At 73.8% G+C, this 18,613-nt stretch carries 21 protein-coding genes and 1 pseudogene; 8 read left to right on the forward strand and 14 right to left on the reverse strand.

Annotated elements, in window-relative coordinates; genetic code table 11:
* Positions 1 to 66: 66 nt before the first annotated feature.
* Complete coding sequence (locus tag AB0P06_RS14635; protein ID WP_363607614.1) at positions 67 to 798, reverse strand: hypothetical protein; 732 nt, start codon at positions 796 to 798, stop codon at positions 67 to 69.
* A 310-nt stretch (positions 799 to 1,108) separates the two neighbouring features.
* Between AB0P06_RS14635 and AB0P06_RS14640 the strand changes: the two genes are divergently transcribed.
* Positions 1,109 to 2,086 (forward strand): LysR family transcriptional regulator, encoded by a 978-nt coding sequence (locus AB0P06_RS14640; protein WP_363607615.1) that lies wholly within the window; start codon positions 1,109 to 1,111, stop codon positions 2,084 to 2,086.
* 127 nt (positions 2,087 to 2,213) lie between these two features.
* Positions 2,214 to 3,125 carry a glutaminase gene (locus AB0P06_RS14645; protein ID WP_363607616.1) on the forward strand — a complete coding sequence of 304 codons (912 nt, stop codon included), beginning with the start codon at positions 2,214 to 2,216 and terminating at the stop codon, positions 3,123 to 3,125.
* A gap of 96 nt (positions 3,126 to 3,221) precedes the next feature.
* On the opposite strand, the gene AB0P06_RS14650 is transcribed toward AB0P06_RS14645, so the two are convergent.
* Positions 3,222 to 4,676 (reverse strand): MFS transporter, encoded by a 1,455-nt coding sequence (locus AB0P06_RS14650; RefSeq protein ID WP_363607685.1) that lies wholly within the window; start codon positions 4,674 to 4,676, stop codon positions 3,222 to 3,224.
* Between the two features lie 159 nt (positions 4,677 to 4,835).
* On the opposite strand from AB0P06_RS14650, the gene AB0P06_RS14655 reads away from it, so the two are divergent.
* Entirely contained in the window at positions 4,836 to 5,291 is a 456-nt protein-coding gene (locus AB0P06_RS14655; protein ID WP_363607617.1) for a MarR family transcriptional regulator, read from the forward strand.
* 107 nt (positions 5,292 to 5,398) lie between these two features.
* Positions 5,399 to 5,941 carry a hypothetical protein gene (locus AB0P06_RS14660; RefSeq protein WP_363607618.1) on the forward strand — a complete coding sequence of 181 codons (543 nt, stop codon included), beginning with the start codon at positions 5,399 to 5,401 and terminating at the stop codon, positions 5,939 to 5,941.
* 15 nt (positions 5,942 to 5,956) lie between these two features.
* Here AB0P06_RS14660 and AB0P06_RS14665 read toward each other — a convergent pair whose 3' ends face one another.
* The 4 genes and pseudogenes from AB0P06_RS14665 to AB0P06_RS14680 form a co-directional block, all read right to left on the reverse strand.
* Positions 5,957 to 6,172 carry a hypothetical protein gene (locus AB0P06_RS14665; RefSeq protein ID WP_363607619.1) on the reverse strand — a complete coding sequence of 72 codons (216 nt, stop codon included), beginning with the start codon at positions 6,170 to 6,172 and terminating at the stop codon, positions 5,957 to 5,959.
* A gap of 4 nt (positions 6,173 to 6,176) precedes the next feature.
* Positions 6,177 to 7,406 carry an ROK family transcriptional regulator gene (locus tag AB0P06_RS14670; protein WP_363607620.1) on the reverse strand — a complete coding sequence of 410 codons (1,230 nt, stop codon included), beginning with the start codon at positions 7,404 to 7,406 and terminating at the stop codon, positions 6,177 to 6,179.
* Positions 7,407 to 7,778: 372 nt separating this feature from the next.
* Positions 7,779 to 8,219 (reverse strand): annotated as a pseudogene (locus AB0P06_RS14675) (PLP-dependent transferase); the annotation flags it as partial.
* A 54-nt stretch (positions 8,220 to 8,273) separates the two neighbouring features.
* Positions 8,274 to 8,666, reverse strand: a complete 393-nt coding sequence (locus AB0P06_RS14680) for a hypothetical protein (RefSeq protein WP_363607621.1) — start codon at positions 8,664 to 8,666, stop codon at positions 8,274 to 8,276.
* A 224-nt stretch (positions 8,667 to 8,890) separates the two neighbouring features.
* Between AB0P06_RS14680 and AB0P06_RS14685 the strand changes: the two genes are divergently transcribed.
* Positions 8,891 to 10,447: an LCP family protein gene (locus AB0P06_RS14685; protein WP_363607622.1), complete on the forward strand. Its 1,557-nt coding sequence runs from the start codon at positions 8,891 to 8,893 to the stop codon at positions 10,445 to 10,447.
* Between the two features lie 84 nt (positions 10,448 to 10,531).
* Here the strand turns inward: AB0P06_RS14685 and AB0P06_RS14690 are convergent, their stop codons facing one another.
* Entirely contained in the window at positions 10,532 to 11,191 is a 660-nt protein-coding gene (locus AB0P06_RS14690) for a zinc ribbon domain-containing protein (protein ID WP_363607623.1), read from the reverse strand.
* Between the two features lie 180 nt (positions 11,192 to 11,371).
* Positions 11,372 to 11,602: a hypothetical protein gene (locus AB0P06_RS14695; RefSeq protein WP_363607624.1), complete on the reverse strand. Its 231-nt coding sequence runs from the start codon at positions 11,600 to 11,602 to the stop codon at positions 11,372 to 11,374.
* A 375-nt stretch (positions 11,603 to 11,977) separates the two neighbouring features.
* Here AB0P06_RS14695 and AB0P06_RS14700 point away from each other — a divergent pair, with 375 nt between their 5' ends.
* Entirely contained in the window at positions 11,978 to 12,805 is an 828-nt protein-coding gene (locus tag AB0P06_RS14700) for an alpha/beta hydrolase (RefSeq protein WP_363607625.1), read from the forward strand.
* A 75-nt stretch (positions 12,806 to 12,880) separates the two neighbouring features.
* On the opposite strand, the gene lepB is transcribed toward AB0P06_RS14700, so the two are convergent.
* From lepB to AB0P06_RS14715, 3 genes are all read right to left on the reverse strand, one after another.
* Positions 12,881 to 13,735 (reverse strand): signal peptidase I, encoded by an 855-nt coding sequence (lepB, locus tag AB0P06_RS14705; protein ID WP_363607626.1) that lies wholly within the window; start codon positions 13,733 to 13,735, stop codon positions 12,881 to 12,883.
* Positions 13,736 to 13,800: 65 nt separating this feature from the next.
* Entirely contained in the window at positions 13,801 to 14,394 is a 594-nt protein-coding gene (locus AB0P06_RS14710) for a helix-turn-helix transcriptional regulator (protein WP_363607627.1), read from the reverse strand.
* A gap of 150 nt (positions 14,395 to 14,544) precedes the next feature.
* Positions 14,545 to 15,636, reverse strand: a complete 1,092-nt coding sequence (locus AB0P06_RS14715) for a helix-turn-helix transcriptional regulator (protein ID WP_363607628.1) — start codon at positions 15,634 to 15,636, stop codon at positions 14,545 to 14,547.
* 108 nt (positions 15,637 to 15,744) lie between these two features.
* Between AB0P06_RS14715 and AB0P06_RS14720 the strand changes: the two genes are divergently transcribed.
* Positions 15,745 to 16,119 (forward strand): hypothetical protein, encoded by a 375-nt coding sequence (locus AB0P06_RS14720; RefSeq protein ID WP_363607629.1) that lies wholly within the window; start codon positions 15,745 to 15,747, stop codon positions 16,117 to 16,119.
* Positions 16,120 to 16,177: 58 nt separating this feature from the next.
* On the opposite strand, the gene AB0P06_RS14725 is transcribed toward AB0P06_RS14720, so the two are convergent.
* From AB0P06_RS14725 to AB0P06_RS14735, 3 genes are all read right to left on the reverse strand, one after another.
* The gene (locus AB0P06_RS14725) at positions 16,178 to 16,552 is read right to left on the reverse strand and encodes an aegerolysin family protein (RefSeq protein ID WP_363607630.1); all 375 of its coding nucleotides are present in this window, start codon (positions 16,550 to 16,552) and stop codon (positions 16,178 to 16,180) included.
* A 161-nt stretch (positions 16,553 to 16,713) separates the two neighbouring features.
* A complete protein-coding gene (locus tag AB0P06_RS14730) occupies positions 16,714 to 17,271 on the reverse strand; it encodes a LuxR C-terminal-related transcriptional regulator (RefSeq protein ID WP_363607631.1) in 558 nt (185 codons plus the stop codon).
* 143 nt (positions 17,272 to 17,414) lie between these two features.
* The gene (locus AB0P06_RS14735) at positions 17,415 to 17,594 is read right to left on the reverse strand and encodes a hypothetical protein (protein WP_363607632.1); all 180 of its coding nucleotides are present in this window, start codon (positions 17,592 to 17,594) and stop codon (positions 17,415 to 17,417) included.
* A gap of 232 nt (positions 17,595 to 17,826) precedes the next feature.
* Between AB0P06_RS14735 and AB0P06_RS14740 the strand changes: the two genes are divergently transcribed.
* Entirely contained in the window at positions 17,827 to 18,381 is a 555-nt protein-coding gene (locus tag AB0P06_RS14740) for a helix-turn-helix domain-containing protein (protein ID WP_363607633.1), read from the forward strand.
* The last annotated feature ends 232 nt before the right edge of the window (positions 18,382 to 18,613 follow it).

Raw genomic sequence — 18,613 nt, forward strand, 5'->3', positions numbered from 1 at the left:
GGCGGATCAGGCTCCCTGCCATTGACGACCCGTCAACGCTCGGGCGCCGGAAGACCGGCCGGCGGTTCAGCGCGGGTGCTCGACGTCCGCGCGGATGGCCCGCATGACCGGGGCGACGTCGGCGGCGGTGAAGCCGACCTTGGTGCTGGTGCCGTCACCCTTGATGATGAGGCTGACGCCCGCGGCCGTGGTGGCGGTGAACCAGGAGCAGGTGGTGACGGCCGTGGTGAGCATGGCGTTCTGGACCAGCACGGTGTTGCAGATCGCCCGCCCGCCGTGCGGGCCGGGGTCGGTGTCCACGGCGTTGGTGCTGATCCGGTCCCCGGCGCCGTCGTTCCTGGTGGCCGGGGGCTGGTTGAGCGCGTCGTGCAGACGGTCGGGGTCGAAGCCGCTGCCGGTGACGCCCGAGTAGAAGATCCACGCGCCCTGGGCCCGGTCGTCGTAGTAGCCGTGGACCGGTGTGCCGGTCACGCCCAGGCGCTTGGCGTACAGCTGGGCATCGGAGTCGACCTTCTGGATCAGGTCGGCCGGGGGCTGACCCTGCCGGTAGCCGGCCGCGACCGGCGGAGCGCTCAGCACGTACACCGCCCCGCCGCCCCCGGCCGGCGGGGCGGCGCCGTTCTGTGCACCGGCACCGTTCCGCGTGGCCGGCGCATCCGGTGCGGCTGCGCCGCCGCTCTGCGAGGCGCCGCCGTTCTGCGCGGCCGGCCCGCCCGCCGCCTCACCGGGGAAGCTGCCGGACGAACCGCAGGCCGCGACCAGGAAGAGCGCCGCCAGCGCGCACGCCGCCGCCGGCACGCGGCCTGACCTGGGCGGGCGCCGTCCGGCCGGCGCCGGGCCGGGCCGCCCCGCTGTCGAAATCGAACGGACCATGCGCTGCCTCCTGGTGGGCGTGAACGGGACGTGCCCGGCCGCGGGCACACGTCTGCCGGGGCGCGCCGCCGAAGTCCGGTGAGTGGCGGCCAGTGTGACATCCCGTCGGCCACCTGACAGCCCCGCCCGACAGCGGCGCTGAACCCGGGCGACAGCAGGACTGGCACCCTGCGGCCCGACGCGTGGCAGGATGGGCCGCCGAACGACCCGGAGGAACCGAGGAGGAGCCCGCCCCATGGACCTCGACCCCCGGCGGCTGCTGGTCCTGGACGCCATCGCCCGCCACGGCGGTCTGGCCCCGGCGGCGCGGGCGCTCGGCCACACGCGGTCGGCGGTGTCGCAGCAACTGGCCAGCCTGGAGCGGGAGGTGGGCCTGCCGCTGGTCGACCGGTCCGGCGGCCGGCTGGAACTCACCGCGACCGGCCGACTGCTGGCCGCCACCGGCGACCGGATCAGCCGGGAACTCGCTTCCGCCGTCGAGCAGTTGAGCTCCGCCGACGGGAGCGTCACGCAGGGCCCGGTGGCGATCGGCGCGAGTTCCTGGGTGATCGAGCGGCTCGCGGCCCGGGCGCAGCGGCTGCTCGCCCGGTGGCATCCGCAGGTGCGGCCGAGATTCGTGGAGACCGGTCTGCCGGACGGCCTGCAACGCCTGCGCCTGGGCGGGCTGGACGTCCTGGTCATCACCGACGACCGGGACACCGCCGTGCCACTGCCGCCCGCCGTACGGGCGTGGGTGCTGAGCGAGGACGAGTACCGGGTGGTCGTCCCGGACGGCTGGGACCTGCCGGGCCACCCCGCCGAACTCTCCGGCCGTCCGTGGATCGGCGCCCCCGAACAGTCCGCCCGCGCCCGGGCCTTCGCCCGGTTCGCGGCCGCGCACGGCGTGGTGCCGTCGGTGGAGCACGTCGCCGAGCACCCGACCGCCCTCGCCGCGCTGCTGGCCGGGCAGGCCGGTGCCCTGATCATGCCCGCCTACCACGCGGCTCTGCTGGACCGGGCGAAGGTGACCGGCCTGCCCGTCACCGGCAGCCTGATCACCCGGGTGCTCCACCGCACCGGGCACGCCCCCGGCGCCCCGGCCGCGCGGGCCGCGGCCGACGCGCTGAGGCAGGCGGCCCGCGACCACGCCGAGGCGGTGACCGCGGGCGCACCCGCGGGCCGGGACATCGTCGTCCGCCGCCTGCACGACCCCAGCGGCACCGACCGGCAGTGAACTCCCCGTCCACGGCGCGGCCCTGCCCCGAGGAGGCGAACACCGGCGCCGTGACCGTGCCCGCCTCCGCAGGACGGCACCGTCACGGCGGTCCGCACGAAGGTGCACGCATGTGCACAATGGCCCGGTGGATCTCCAGGACCAGCTGACCCAGGCCATGGAAGCGGCCCGCCCGGTACTCACCGCCGGACGGGTCGCCGACTACATTCCGGCGCTCGCCGCCGCCGACCCGAACGCCTTCGGACTGGCGCTGGCCACCGTCGACGGCGCCGTGTACGGCGTCGGGGACTGGGAGCAGCCGTTCTCCGTCCAGAGCATCTCCAAGCTCTTCACCCTCTGCCTCTCCCTGGCCGCCGGCGGCGACGGCCTCTGGCAACGGGTCGGCCGCGAGCCCTCCGGCAGCCCCTTCAACTCGCTGATCCAGCTGGAGACCGAGCACGGCATCCCGCGCAATCCGTTCATCAACGCGGGCGCCATCGTGGTCACCGACCGCCTGCACAGCCTGACCGGCGACGCCCGCGCGGCCGTCCGGGACTTCCTGCGCGCCGAGTCCGGCAACCCGCTGCTCGACAGCGACTCGGTGGTCGCGGCCTCGGAGGCCGCGCACGGCCACCGCAACGCCGCGCTCGCCCACTTCATCGCCAGTTACGGCAACCTGGAGAACCCCGTCGACACGGTGCTCCAGCACTACTACGACCACTGCGCCCTCACCGCGAGCTGCCGGGACCTGGCCCTGGCCGGGCTCTTCCTCGCCCGGCACGGCCTGCGCGCCGACGGCTCCCGGCTGCTGAGCCGCAGCGAGGCCAAGCGCATCAACGCCGTGCTGCTCACCTGCGGCACCTACGACGCGGCCGGCCAGTTCGCGTACCGGGTCGGGCTGCCCGGCAAGAGCGGCGTGGGCGGCGGCATCCTCGCGGTGGTGCCGGGCCGGGGCGCCCTCTGCGCCTGGGGCCCCGCGCTGGATCCGGCCGGGAACTCCGTCGGGGCGGTGGCCGCGCTGGACGCGTTCACCACGGCCACCGGGTGGTCGGTGTTCTGAGCCGCGGCGGCCGGGCCCGGGCGGCGGCGCCCCGGACCGGCCGCTCGCCCGCGCGGGGCCGGTTCACTCGGCTCTCCCCCGCGTGGGCCGGTCCGGTCAGCCCTCGGCCGCGACCGCCTCGCGCTCGGGGGACGGGGCGTCCCGCTCGCTCCCGGCCGCGCCGCGCACCGCCGGGATGACCGCCGCGATCGCCGCGGCGATCAGCGCGACCCCGAGGCCGATGAGCAGGCCGGTTCGGAAGCCGCTCTCGGAGGCGAAGGCGTGGCCGCCCATCGTGGTGGTCATCTGGGAGAGGACCGTGCCGATCACGGCCGCGCCGATGGAGGTGCCGAGCGAGCGCATGAGCGTGTTGAAGCCGTTGGCGGCGGCGGTCTCCGCGGGCGGGATCGAGCTCATGATCAGGGCGGGCATCGCCCCGTAGGCGAGGCCCACACCGCTGCTGGTGACCATGGTGACCAGCATGAGCCCCCAGGCCGAACCCATCAGCGCCAGCGACAGGCCGTAGCCGGCGGCGATCACCAGGACGCCACTGATGAGCGTGAACTTCGGGCCGCGGGCGTTGGTGAGCTTCCCGCCGAAGGGGGAGACGATCATCATCATGATGCCGCCCGGGGCCATCCACAGGCCGGCGGCGAGCATCGACTGGCCCAGCCCGTAGCCGGTGGCCTTCGGGAACTGGAGCAGCTGGGGGACGATCAGCATGCTGGCGTACATGCCGAAGCCGACGAAGACGGAGGCGAGGTTGGTGAACAGCACCCGGGGGCGGGCAGTGGTGCGCAGGTCGACCAGCGGGTCCTTGGTGCGCACCTCCCAGAAGCCCCAGCCCGCCAGCACGACGACGGCGGCGGTGAACAGGCCGATCGTCGTGCCGGAGGCCCAGCCCCAGTCGGCGCCCTTGGAGACGGCGAGCAGCAGGCAGACCAGGCCGACGCCCAGGCCGAGCGCGCCGGGCAGGTCGAATCGCTGACCCCTGGCGGTGGCCGGCACGTCCGGCACCAGGAACCAGATCAGGGCGGAGACCACCAGGGCCAGGACGGCCGCACCCCAGAACAGCACCCGCCAGTCCGCGTACTGGGCGACCGCCGCGGCGATCGGCAGGCCGAGACCACCGCCGATCCCCATGGAGGCGCTGACCAGGGCGATCGAGGAGCTGAGCTTCTCCGCCGGGACGACGTCACGCAGCAGGGCGATGCCCAGTGGCACCATGCCCATGCCCATCCCCTGCAGCCCACGCCCGACGATCATGGGCACGACGGAGGAGGCCAGCGCGCACACCACCGAGCCGGCGACCAGGGGCACCGAGCAGACGAGCAGCATCCGGCGCTTGCCCACCATGTCGCCGAGGCGTCCGGAGACCGGCACGCAGACGGCCGAGACGAGCAGGGTGACGGTGATCACCCAGGCCGCGTTCGAGGGCGTGGTGTGCAGAATCTGCGGCAGTTCCGCGATGAGCGGGGTGACCAGCGTCTGCATGACCGCGGCCACCGTGCCGGCGAAGGCCAGGGTGGCGACGACGCCGCTCGGATGCGCGGATCGTTGAGAGGTGTCCATGGGGAAGCTCCGGAACAGTCTGTCGGACAAGAAGTGCATCATACATGTCTAGTGCATCATGCACATTCTATGGTGGATGCATAATGCTGTCCGGAGGGACGCGGACGGAGCCGGCCGGCCGCGGACCGCGGCGGCCGTCGGCCAGGAGGTGGCAGGAACATGGTCAGACCCACGCACGAGGTCGAGTACGAGCAGATGCTCCTGAGCCGTCACGGCCTCCAGGGCAGCGCCGGCGCCCGCCGCAAGGACAGCCTGCTCGAACGCAGCGCCTACATCCTGCTCAGTCGCATCCGCGTCCAGGGGCCGATGTCGATCGGAGAGCTGAGCGACGCCTTCGACCTCGACGCCTCCACCCTCAACCGGCAGACCACCGCCGCGATGCGGGCCGGGCTCGTGGAGCGCATCCCCGACCCCGAGGGCGGGATGGCCAGGAAGTTCCGCATCACCGGCCGGGGCGTGCGGCTGCTCGACCAGGAGCGCGCCGGCACCATCGACAGCCTGGAGCGGGTGATGGCCGACTGGACGGACGACGACATCGCCGCCTTCGCCGGCTACCTGAGGCGCTTCAACACCGGCATCGAACGCCTGGGCGGACACCCCTGGCCGCGCCCCTGAACCGCCCCTGCCCCGGTCCCGACCCCGGCACGAGGGTGGAACGACAGCGACGCACCCAGCATGATGGCAGTTCCGGGTGCGGGGCCCGCAGGGGAGGGGAGGTCCGCATGTGGCGTCCGTCGGCGCGAGCGGCGGCGGTACTGGCGGCGATCGGCCTTCTGGCCGGGGCGGGGTGGCTGGCCTGGGTACTGGCTGCCGAACGGGTGGGCGCGGCCGTGGGCCTCGGTCCGCCGAGCGGCGTCGTGCTGGTGGAGAAGTGCTACGACGTGTCCGACGACGAGGGCAACAGCGCCGGCCGCGACTGCCGGGGCCAGTACACCCCGGCCGGCGGGACGGCGGCCGGGGCCCGTCCGATCGTGGTACGCGGCGTACCCCGCGACCACCGGGCGGGCACCCGCCTGACAGTCCGGCTGTCCCACGGCGTCGCCTACGAGCCGTCGTCGACGCCGGCCCTGCGGTACGGCGTCGTCGCTGGACTGATCATGGTGCTCGGCACCGTACCGGCCACGTGGTTCCTCTCCTGTGCCCGGCACGGGAAACTCCAGGACGGCAGCGGCTACGTCGCGGCCGGCTTCGCGGGACTGCTGGGCGTACCGCTGCTGGGCATCGCGGTCGGCCTGGTGGCCGGGATCGCCGAAGCCGTCCTCTGAGCGCGGCCCGGCCGGCTACAGCCGGAACAGGTTCCCGCCACTCGCGGCGAGCGGGTGGGCGGTGCCCTCGGACCAGACCTTGCCGGTGTCCGCGGTACTGAAGCTCACACCGGTGCAGGGACCGTCGGTGACGGAGAGCCGGCCGATCGTCCGGTCCACGGCGGCCGAGCAGGCGGGGCCGGGCGTGGCCGGGTGGCTCCAGGTCCGGACGTCCTCGGCGGGGCCGGCCACGGGATCAACTGCCGGACAGGCCTTGGGCCGTCGCGCCCGAACGGCGGCCGAACACCTCCGGCCGGGCGATCTCCAGCGCCGTCGAGACGGCGCCGAGCAGGACCGCCTCCTCCCCCAGCAGGCTCGGGGCGAGCCTGGTCCGCAGCGGGGAGAGCCGGTGCAGCGCCCGCTCCAGCGGCTCCAGCAGCAGATCCGCGCTGCCGCCGACGCCACCGCCGAGCACCACCAGATCCGGATCCAGCACCGCCGTCAGCACCGCGACGGCGTAGGCGAGTTGCTCCGCCTCCTGCTGGACGGCCCCGGCCGCGAGCGGGTCACCGGACCGGGCCGCGTCGAAGACCTGCTTGGCCGTCAGCGGGCCCGGCATGCCGAGGCCGAGCGCGGTGCGCACCACCGCGTCCGCCCCGGCCACCTGCTCGATCGTCCCGGCCGGCTCCCCGGCGGGCCGGCCGGGCAGCGGCAGCAGCCCCACCTCGCCCGCGGCTCCGTGCGCGCCGGCGAGCAGTTCGCCGTCCTTCACCACGCCGACGCCGAGGCCGGTGCCGACCAGCAGATAGGCGAACACCCGGCTGCCCTGCCCGGCGCCGAGGGCGAACTCGCCCAGCGCGGCGAGGTTGGCGTCGTTGGCGACGGTGATCGCGGTCTCCAGCCCGTCCGCGATCCGGTCGAACAGGCCCGGTCTGCCCCAGCCCGGCAGGTTGGTGGCGTAGCGGACGCCGCGGCGCCGCTCGTCCCAGACGCCCGGGCTGCCGATCACCGAGTGGACGATGCCGCCGGCCGTCAGCCCCGCCTCCGCGATGGTCTCCCGGGCCGCCGCCACCACCGCGTCGGCCACCGCGTCGGCCGTCCGCCCCCGGTTGGGCACGTCCCGCCGGGCGACGATCCGCCCGGCCAGGTCGGCCACCGCCACCCGCAGCCGGGCCCGGCCGATGTCCACGCCGAGCACATGGCCGGCCGTCGGGTCGGCCTCGTACAGCACCGCCGTGCGGCCGCGCTCGGGGACGGACCGCCCGGCCTCGCGGGCCAGTCCGGCCTGTTCCAGCGCGGCCAGCGCGGCGGAGACGGTGGGCTTGGAGAGCCCGGTGTCGCGGGCGAGCTGGGCCCGCGAGGACGAGCCGCCGGTGCGCAGCAGTTCGAGCAGCAGCCACTCGTTGTTGCTGCGCAGCCGCTGCCGGTTCCACGGCTGCACCGGCGCTCCGGCCGCCGGGAGGTGGGTCGGCAGGTGGCGGCTCATCAGGTCCTCCGGTCTCGGCGTACCCCGCGGACCGGCGCGGTACCGGGGCGGTGGCGGGCCTGGGCTCAGGCACCGCCGCCCAGTATGACCGGTTGTCAACCCGCCCATCGGCCCGGATCCGGCCCCGGGACCGGTCAGCCCACCCGGCCTCCGGTGAGGGACCGCACCGCGGAACTGTCGAGGTCCGCCGGCTTGGCCGCGACGAAGGCGCGGGCCCGCCCGCCCGGCGCTCGTCGGTCCGCCCGGCGCCGCGCCGGTCCGGGCCGTCCGCTCGCCCGCCGTCCGCCGTCCGCCGTCCGCCCAGAGCTCGGCGAGCGCCTGTTCCAGGTCCGCCCAGAGGTCCTCCGGGTGCTCGGTGCCCACCGAGAGGCGGACCGTCCCGGCGCCGATGCCGGCGGCGGCCGGCTCCGTGTCGTCCAGCTGCCGGTGCGAGGTGCCGGCCGGATGCAGCACCAGGGTGTGCGCCCCGCCGGGCGAGGGTGCGAGGGAGGCCGGCCGGACGGACTCGGTGAAGGTCCGGGCCGCCTCCCGTCCGCCCGCGAGGTCGAACGCGAGCACGCCGCCGTGGCCGTCCGGGAGCAGTCGGCGGGCGCGCTCGTGGTCCGGGTGGGCGGGCAGGCCCGGGTAGTGGACGGCGGTGACGGCCGGGTGCGCGGCCGGACGGCCGGGTCGAGCGCGGTGTCGCAGCGCCTGCGCACCCGCAGGGCCGGCGTCTGCAGGCCGCGCAGCGTCAGCCAGGCGGCGAACGGGTCGGCCGCGGCGCCGGGTTCGATGGCGTAGCGCCAGACCCTCCCAGAGCCAGTCCCGGTCGATCGGCCCTGGACGGCCGCCGGGCCCGACGGCGCGTGCCGAGGGGCCCGGCGGGTCTCAGCGGCGGCGCCCGAAGACCCGCTTGGCGGCGTAGACGATCCCGACGATCAGCAGCACGAAGAAGAGAATGATCAGGATCACCACGATCAGCAGGAACTTGCCGAGCTTGGCGAAGAAGCCCTTCTTCTTCTCCTTCTCCGCCGCCAGCCGGCTCGCCGGAGCCGCCGCGCGGTCCTCGGCGGCCCGGGGGACCTGGACGGTCTGTCCGCCCTCGGCCCCCTCCATGCCCTGGACGCCCTGGACGCCCTGCGGCTGGACGGCGCCGGCCGCCACGGCCGCGGGTCGGGGTGCGGCCACCGCCGTCGCGCTCGACGCCGCCGCGGTCAGGCCTGCGGTGGCCAGCAGGGCCACCAGGGCGCCGGCTATCGAACGTGCGATCCGGTGAGTCATCGTGCTCCTTGGTTCCGGTCCGGGTACGGCACCGATGGGCCCGGCCGTCCAGACCCCCCTGGGCTGACCTGCGGGTTTCCTCATCGGCGCCTAGTATGCTCCACTGAAGTTCTACAGCGGTGTAAAAGTTTACCGGCGGCGGACCCGCCCACGGTACCCGGGGTCCGCGCGCGGGCGCCCAGCACACCGACGGGGATCTCGTGGCAACTGTGGAGGGTGACGACATGTCAGGTCGCAGGGGTCCCGGCGGCGCCGGGGCGTCGAGGAGCCGGTCGGGCGGCCGACGCGCCCGTCCCCGGCGCAGCCGCAAGCAGAAGGTGCTCTGGGTGACCGCCGGCTGCACCGCCCTGCTGGTACTGGCCGGCGGCGCCGTCTACTACCGGCTGAACGGGAACATAGCCACCTTCGACGGAGACGCCGTCAGCAAGGACCGCCCGGAGGCGGCCAAGCCCGACGCGCAGGGCCATGTGCCGGTCAACATCCTGCTGATCGGTTCGGACAGCCGCGGCGGCAACAACAGCGACCTGGGGGGCGGCCAGGAGGGCGGGGCCCGTTCGGACACGGCGATCCTGCTGCACGTCTACGCCGACCACAAGCACGCGGCGGGGGTCTCCATCCCGCGGGACTCGCTGGTCACCATCCCGCCCTGCAAGCTGCCGAACGGGAAGTGGACCAAGGAGCAGAACAATGTCATGTTCAACAGCGCCTTCGCAGTGGGCGACACCGAACAGGGCAACCCGGCCTGCGCCCAGAACGCCGTGGAGAAGCTGACCAACATGCGGGTCGACCACACCATCGTGGTCAACTTCGAGGGCTTCGCCGCGATGACCAAGGCCGTCGGCGGGGTGGAGGTCTGCCTGCCGAACGAGATCCGCGAGGGCGACCTCAACCCCAACCTCGGCCGGAAGGGCAAACTGCTCTACCCCAAGGGCCTGCAGAGGGTTCAGGGCCAGTCCGCGCTGGACTACGTCCGGCTGCGGCACGGCATCGGCGACGGCTCGGACATCGGCCGCACCAAGCGCCAACAGGCCTTCCTCTCCGCGCTGATCAAGGAGATCAAGGCCAAGGGCATGGACCCGACCACCCTGCTGCCGGTCGCCGACGCCGCCACCCGGTCGCTGACCGTCGACCAGGACCTCGGCTCCGCCGCCAAGCTGCTCTCCTTCGCCATGTCGCTGAAGGACATCGACCTGCACGACGTCAAGTTCGTCACCGCGCCCTGGCGTTACGAGGGCCCCCGGGTCGCGCTGGTCCACCCGGACGTCGACCAGCTCTGGGCGGCGCTCCGGGCCGACCGCACGCTGGACGGCCAGGACGCGAGCGCGCCGAGCGCGGCGGCGTCCGAGGACCCCTCGCCCTCCCCCACGGCCTCCCCCGCTCCCGAGCCCCCGGCGGCCGGCACAGACGTCAAGGTGACCGTGCTGAACGGCACTTCGGCCACCGGCCTCGGCGGCCGGGCTGCGGAGTCCCTGAAGGCGGCCGGGTTCACCGTGACGGCCGTCGGCAACGCGCCGAACCGTCAACGCGCCACCACCGTGGTCGACTACGGGCCCGGCGAGCGGACCTCGGCGGAGGCCGTGGCGAAGCTCTTCCCCGGCGCCGGGGTCCAGCCGGGCGCCAAGGCGGGCGTCAGCGTGGTGCTGGGCCACGACTACGCCGCCACCGCCACCGCCGCGCCCTCCGGCCCGCTGCCGCCGGCCCCGGGCCCGCTGCCCACCAGCGTCCGCGACGCGGCCCGCTCGGCCGACGACGACCCCTGCGCCAACCTCTCGTACGGCTGACGGCGCCGCCGGCCCGCACAGGGCCGGCGGAGAGCGTCGCGCGCCCCGGGGCGACGGTGGTCCCGGGGCGCGCGACGGTCCTGGTCAGCGGCGGGTGCCGCACCCCGGGCAGAACGCGGCGCCCTCGGGCAGCGCGGCCTGGCACTGCCCGCACTGGTTCGGGTTGGCCAGGCGGAAGCCGCAGCCCGGGCAGAACGGCGTGCCGTGGGTCTCGGTGCTGCACTGCGGACAGACCAGCTGGCGCGGCGTCTGCACGTCGAAGGCCTGGCCGGTCTGCTGCCCCTGCGTGTAGGCCCGCTCGGAGACCATGTCGTTGAGGCCGCGCCGCTGGGCCGCCATCGCCTCGGCGGCGGTGTCCGGGGCGCAGGTGTGGCAGAGGCCCTGGGCGGGGTCGAAGCAGCGGCCGCAGACGTAGTTGGTGCACCGTGCGCACCGGTTGAAGTGGGTCTGGGCGTTGGCGATGGCCCGCTGGAAGGCGGCATCGCGGGAGCTGCCCCAGTTGGCGCCGGCCAGCCCGTCGGCGGCGTTGCTGATGGTGTTGGCGTTGCCGCCGATGAGGTTCCAGGCGGCGCTGACGCCCTTGCTCACCCAGCCCGCCACCTGGCCGGTGGTGAACGCCTCGAACGGCGAACGCCAGGTGTCGGAGCAGCGCGAGCAGGAGAACTCGAACTGGAAGCCGGCCCCGGTACCGTGTTGCTCGCACAGGTCACGGTAGTTGTTGCTGAAGTAGATCTCGGAACTCACGTCGTCCCCGGTGGCTGAGTTGGCATGTCGGCGGTCCCCGGCCCTCTGACGCCGACACGGCTGCGATGGGTCACGGGGCGCTGCACAGAATGACATATACCGTCATATTTTGTGAATCCCGTTGGGGTAAAGCTTCGCTGAGCAACGGTTCAAGAACCGCCCGGTCCACCGGAGTGGGTCTCAGACCCCACCGGCCGGCAGCAGCACCACCCGGGCCGGGTCGAACGGCTCCCAGCGGGCCGGCCGCCCGCTCCGGGCCACCCGCAGCCGGCACCAGCGCCGCCCGGCCGCGTCCTGCCACCACCCGCTGATCCGCCCGAGCGCCCAGGTGCCGTCACCGAAGTGCACCTCGACCGGCTGGTACACCCGCTCCACGCCCGGCTCGGCGTCCAGGTCCACGCCCAGGTCCACGCCCCCCGGTCCCTCGCCGTCCACAGGCCCGCGCCGACTCTCCTCCACGGTTCCGCCTCCCGACCCGGATGTCGCCACCGGCTCCCCCGACAGGGCAGCCGCGAGGCCTGGCGTACAGCTCACCCGACAGACTCTACAGCCGTGTAGAGAACAGCGTGGCGAGAACCCCCGGAAGGCGGCCCCCGGGCCCGGCCCGGATCCGGCCCGCGACCGTCCCCCACCCGTCCGGAGGATGAATTCCGGGCAACACGCCGACCGGTCACCGCCTTCCCGCCGCGCCGCGCCCACCTCCCGCCTAGCGTCTGAGTGCCTCCCCCGCCCCTGCCTCCTCTGTTCACCTCCAACCTCTGTGGCCCGATCGCACGAAGGAGCGCCATGCCCACCATCACCACCGACGACGGCACCCGGATCTTCTACAAGGACTGGGGCAGCGGCCGGCCGGTCGTCTTCAGCCACGGCTGGCCGCTGAACGCGGACGCCTGGGACGAGCAGCTGCGGCTGGTCGCCGAACGCGGCTACCGCGCGATCGCCCACGACCGGCGCGGCCACGGGCGCTCCGACCAGCCCTGGCACGGCAACGACATGGACACCTACGCCGACGACCTCGCCCAGCTGATCGACCGGCTCGACCTGCGCGACGCCGCCCTGGTCGGCCACTCCACGGGCGGCGGCGAGGTGGCCCGCTACCTGGGCCGGCACGGCACCTCCCGGGTGGCCAAGGCGCTGCTGCTGAGCGCCGTCCCGCCGCTGATGCTGCGGGGCCCCGGCAACCCGGAGGGCACACCGCTGGAGGCCCTCGACGGCATCCGGGCCGGGGTGGACGGCAACCGCTCGCAGTTCTACTGGGACCTCAGCGAGAGCTTCTACGGCTTCAACCGCCCCGGCGCCGACCTGTCCGGGGCCGACGGCATCCGCCGGGCGTTCTGGCTCTGGAGCATGCAGGTCGGCGCGAAGGCGGCGTACGACTGCGTCCGGCAGTTCTCCGAGACCGACTTCACCGAGGACCTCAAGCGCATCGACATCCCCACCCTGGTCGCGCACGGGGACGACGACCAGATCGTCCCGATCGCGGCCGCCGCCCCGAAGACCGCCCGGCTGATCCCGGACAGCGTGCTCAAGGTCTACCCCGGCGCGTCGCACGGCCTGCACGGGGCGTACCGGGCCGCCTTCGAGGCCGACCTGCTGGACTTCCTCACGTCCTGATCCCCACGTCCTGACCCCGGGACCCGGGCGGCCCGTTGCCCGCCGGTACGGCCGGGACCGGGACCGCCGGCCCGGTCAGCGCCTGCGGGCCCGGGCCCGGCGGCGCTGCCAGACGGCCAGCGGAACGGCGGCGGCGAGGGCGGCGGCCTCCGGGGCCGGCGGGCTGTCGAGGGGGTTGTCGTGCGGGGCGGGTGCGCCCAGCGGTGCCTGGTCGAAGGTGTCGGGGACGGGGAGGGTGTCCCAGTGGGAGAGCGGCCAGGCGACGACGAAGGCGCGGCCGATGACGTTGTCCACCGGGACGAAGCCGCCGCCGGCCTCGCGGGTGTGGTACCGGGAGTCGCGGGAGTCGTCGCGGTGGTCGCCCATCACCCAGAGGTGGCCCTTGGGGACCTTGACCGTGCCGGCCGGCTCGTTGTCGCAGGGCGTGGCGCCCGGGTAGATGTACGGCTCGTCCAGCGGGACGCCGTTGACCTTGACCGGGCTGCCGCTGTTGCACTCGACGGTGTCGCCGCCCACCGCGATCACCCGCTTGATCAGGTCCTTCTCGTCCGCCGACGGCATCAGGCCGACCACGCCGAGCACCGTCTGGACACCACGCATGACGCTGTTGCCGGACTGCTCGGGCGGCCCCTCCAGCCAGCCGCCCGGGTCGCGGAAGACCACCACCTCACCGCGGTCCGGGGTGGCGCCGAACCACGGCGTGAACTTGTCGACCAGCACCCTGTCCCCCTTCTCCAGGGTGTGCTGCATCGAGCCCGAGGGGATCGAGAAGGCCTGGACGAAGAAGGTCTTGATGCCGAGTGAGAGCAGCAGGGCGATGACCACCAGGACCGGCAGCTCCCACCAGAAGGACCGTTTCTTCGACCCCGCCGCGCCCTTCCCGCCGGCCTCATCGGCCTGATCGGTCTCCGTGGTCTGTTCGACGCTCATCCCTGGGCCCCTCCGGACGGCCTGTCGGGAGCCCGGTGCGGAACCCCCGTTGTGAGCCAACGAACCTAACGACCAGAGGTTCCCGGCCGGGCCCGGACGTGGATGCGTTCGCCCTGCGGCCCGAACAGGCTCAGGAACTCGACCGGCGTCGGCCCGGCGTTGCCGAAGGCGTGCGGGATCCGGGTGTCGAACTCGGCCGCCTCCCCCGCGGTCAGGACGAGATCGCGCGAGCCCAGGAGCAGGCGCAGCCGGCCCGCCAGGACGTACACCCACTCGTGACCCTCGTGCACCTTGGGCTCCAGCTCGGGCCCGGCCCGGTAACCCGGGGGCATGATCTGCTTGTAGGCGTGCAGCCCGCCGAGGTGGTGGGTGAGCGGGACGAAGGTCTGGCCGCCCCGGGTGAACGGCCGGGCGTGGATGCGCGGATCCCCGGTGGCCGGGGCGCCCACCAGTTCGTCCAGCGGCACCCGGTACTCCCGGGCCAGCGGCAGCAGCAGTTCCAGGGTGGGCTTGCGCCGGCCGGACTCCAGGCGGGAGAGGGTGCTGAGGGAAATGCCGGTCGCGGCGCTCAGCCTGGCCAGGGTGGTGCCACGCTCGCGCCGCAGCGCCCGCAGACGCGGGCCCACCGTGGTGAGGACGGTAGAGAAGTCGTCGGCCATGTCTTCTATTTGCCGAGGCGGCAAGCGTGGTTGTCAAATCAGCTTGCCGGCACGGCGGCCGGCGGAACCGCGGGGCGGCGGGCGGCGCCGGGGAGCCCCCGCGGCCGGCCGCCTCCCGGCCCGGTGCCGCCCCTCAGTGTGCGCCGCCCCTCAGTGGCCGACGCCGAGCATGACCCGGGCGATCAGCTCACGGCGGCTGGCCACCCCGGCCTTGGCGAAGACCGACTTGAGGTGGTCCTGCACCGTGTAGGGCGTCATCGTCAGCAGCCGCGAGACGTCCCGGGTGTCGCAGCCGCGCACCAGCAGCAGCGCCACCTCCTGCTCCCGTGCCGTCAGCCCGTACGCGGACAGGTAGAGCGGCATCACGTCCGCCGGGGTGGCCTCGGAGGCCACCACCGTCACCTCGCCCGCCGTCCCGCCCCGCAGCGCCGAGGCGTGCAGCACGAACCAGCGGCCGTCCCTCGCCTGCACCCGGATCTTCCGCTGCGGGGCGGGCAGGCCGTACGCCGCCCGGCGGGCCTGCTCGGCGGCGATCGCGAAGGCGGTCGGCACCGCGAGCGCCGACGGTGTGGGGTCGGCCAGGCCGGCCAGCAACTCCTCGGCCGGGCCGGACATCGCGAGCAGCCGGTTCGACGGGCCGAGCAGCAGGACGACCGGCGCCCCGCCGTCCGGACAGGACTCGTCCTCCGGCCCGTCGCCGGGCGGCGGGAGGTGGCTGGCCCGCAGCGCGTTCCCCAGGTGCCGGGCGGCGATGTCGGCGAGCTCGCGCTGGTGGCCGAGGTACGGCCCGCGGTCCCCGGCCCGCATGAACGCGGCGCACCCCCACATCCCGCCGTGCGCGTCGAAGACGGCGCGCAGCTCGTCGCCGAACCCGGCCGGGGCGATCTGCTCGCGGTAGCGCACGCTGTGCTCCGGTCGCCCCTTCGTCACCCGGTTCAGTGTCTCGGCCCGCACGCCGCTGCGGCGGATCTTGGGGAAGGTGGCGACGTCATCGGACCAGATCTCCAGGCGGACGGCGTCCTGGAAGCTGTCGAGGCTGAGGTCGTCGCTCAGCACGGAGTTCACCAGCCCGGTCGCCGGGTCGGCGGTGTGCCAGCAGACCGCGTCGAACTCCATGACTCCGCGCAGCAGTTCGTCCGCCCTGCGGAACACCTCGGGGGCCGTCAGCCCGGCCCCGGCCAGCTCCCGCAGCCCCTCGATCGCCTGTTGCGCCGCCGCCCCACGAACCCCACGTGATCCCATGGCCGGAAGCTAACACGCAGACCAGTCAGCGGTCATGCGCCGATCGTAGGGGGTCGACTCCGACTCATGGCGGGGTCCCGGCCACTCCGTACGGCTACGCTGCCCGCCATGAGAACCGAACTGACCAGGGACAGCGTGGCGATGGGCGACGACGTGTCGGCTCCGCACGCCGAGCGGCGCGAGTTCCCGGACGGCATCGGTGTGCGGGACGCCGTCGTCTCGGTGCTCGCGGACGGCTACCTCGCGACCGTCCAGGGCGGCCGGGCGACCTGGATCGTGGTGGCCGCCGACCGGACCCGCCTCGCGGTGGTCGCCCAGCAGTGGGCCGCTCCCCGGCTGCTGCCCGCCGCCGGCCAGGGCCCGCTCGCCCGGTTCACCGACCGGGACGGCGTGGTGCGGCTGCACTTCGACTACCGGCAACAGGCGGACCCGGAGGCCGAGTTCGAGCGGCTGTCCGCCACCGGGGCACGCGCGGACGGTTAGGTCCCGCCCGGCCGAAACGGCCCGGCGGAGGAGACGCCGGGCCGTGACGGAAGGGGTGTCAGGACTTGGAGAGGGTGAAGGCCACGGTGGCGTTGTCACCCGAGCCGCCCGTCCGGCTGCAGGTGTAGTTGGCGGGAGCGGTGCAGCTGTACGAGTTGCTGCCGTAGTAGGGGTTGTTCCAGTGGACCACCACGTTGCCGGCGCCCGCCACGAGGTAGCTCACCTCGCCCTCGGTACCGGTCATGAAGCCTTCGGACTCGCTCTGCCAGGAGCCGCTCTGACCCGGCATGATGTTGAAGGTGGGCAGCTGGTTGTCACTCCGGATTCCCCAGTCCAGGCTCGCCCCGTTGCGCGAGAGCAGCTGGCCGGAGTTGTTGTTGAGGGTCACATGGGTGCTGCGCTTCGCCTGGACCAGAGAACGTGACCTCGGCATTGTCCCCCGACCCTCCGCTCCGCGAGCAGGAGTAGGTCGCCGGCACCGAGCAGAAGTAACTGTTGGAACCGGTGCAGGGGTTGTTCCAGTGGATTTCCACCTGCCCGCCGGCGACGGCGAAGTTGACCTGCCCCTCCGTCCCCGTCATGAATCCGCACGACTCACTGGCCCAGGAGTTGGACTTCGTCGACGGAATGTTGTCGGGCGGCAGCTGGTCGTTGGTCCAGCACCCGTGGTCGAGGTTGCTCCACACCCGCTGCATGCCCTGCGTGGAGTTGTTGTTCACCACCACGCGAGTGCTGCGGGAGGCCGAGGCGGCGGCGGGCGACTGCGCGGAGTCCGTCGCCGCGGCGGTGGTGGCGGGCGCGTCGGCACCGGGGCCGGCGGCCTGGGCGGCGGGCGCCAGCGACAGCGCGCCGCCCACCATGACGGCGGCGGTCAGCCTGGCATCGGTGGCCTTCCGATGGACGTCCTGCTTCGAAGAACTGGACCTCCACAGAAGAAAACTGACGACTTCCCGCGTGCACCGGCAAGCCAGGGCTCGCGACCGCCGGCGGAGCCGCGATGTCGTCCAGCAGGGCCATGAGCTGGGTCCGGCGGGTCACCCCGAGCTTGCGGTACGCGTTGGTGAGGTGGGTTTCCACCGTGCGCCGGGCACCGTGATCCAAATAGATCATGAACGCGTCATTCAGTGAAGTCCGTTGGCCATCCGTCACCATCCGGCCAGAACGGCCTGTTCACGCGGTCACGGCCGAACCGTACGGATCGGCGCGGCGGGCACCCCGCCCGAGCGCTCGACGGCGACTCGGAGTCGGCGGGCGCAGCCCGGCTCCGCCGCACGGGATACGGCCCGGCCCCACGGTCAGCGGGGCTCGGCCGCCCGGCCGTGGCCGCCCCAGATGAGGATGCCGTGGTCGTGGACGAAGCGGGCGATCGGGTCGAACCAGTCGGTGAAGGCGAACAGCATCAGGCTGACCGCACCACCCAGCAGCCCGCCGATCGCGGCCGCCGCCCCCAGCAGCCCCAGCGACCGCCGAGCCACCCCGGACCACCCCCGGCCCGCCCTCTCGTGCTCACGTTCACCCACGGCCACCCCCTCGAATCGTCGCCCGAATCCCCCTCGGTGCACCGAGGATCCCCGCCCAGCCCCCCGGGCGCCACCCAAGCAGCCCACAGCGAAGCCGAGTTGTGATGCGACCCGGGCGCGCCCGCCAACCCGGCCAACTCTGCAAAACTTCTCTTGCGATAGGCCCGGGCAGCGGTAGCGTGCCCCCATGGTCAGCGAAGAGCACCGGCGCGTCCTCGATCCCGAGCGGGACTCGGCCGCCCTGAAGGCCCTCACCCACCCCCTGCGCATCCGACTGCTCGGGCTGCTGCGGCTGGACGGACCGGCCACCGCGAGCGAACTCGCCGTCACGACCGGGGAGTCGTCCGGCTCCACCAGCTACCACCTGCGAGTGCTGGCGAAGTATGCCTTCGTCACCGAGGCCGAGCACCGGGACGGGCGCGAACGCCGCTGGCGGGCGGTGCACACCGTGACCACCTGGGACAACCGGGCGATGAGCGCCGCACCGGAGAGCCGCGCCTTCATCGGCCTCGCCCGGCGGCGGCAGGTCGAGCACCTCGCGGCGGCACTCGCCCAGCACGAGGAGGATGTCGCAACCGGCCGACTGGGCGCGGAGTGGCTGGCTTCGTCCGGTATCGACGACCTGGTGCCCCGGCTGACGCCCGAGTCACTGGCCGAACTGTGGCACCTGTTCAACGGCAAGGTGGCCGAGCTGGCGGCCCGCGACGAGGGCGCCCCCGGGCCGAGCAGGTCGTCCTGCTGACAGCGGGCCTGCCACTCGCCGCGCCCGCGCCTCCCGTTCCGTCCGCCGAGGACGCCTCACCAGGCGAGGAGCCCACGCCCGGCAAGGAGACTCCACAAGGATGTCCTCGGAGGAACCATCCCCGCGCGGGCGGGCAGTAGCCCCAGAGATTGCCTCAGCGGGGAACAGGTCGCCCCTCCGATCTCGCGATTCGGATCGTAGGAGCCATCCCGGCTACGGCCAGGTCTGCGGC

The sequence above is a fragment of the Kitasatospora sp. NPDC088351 genome, from assembly GCF_040685575.1.
GTDB lineage: Bacteria > Actinomycetota > Actinomycetes > Streptomycetales > Streptomycetaceae > Kitasatospora.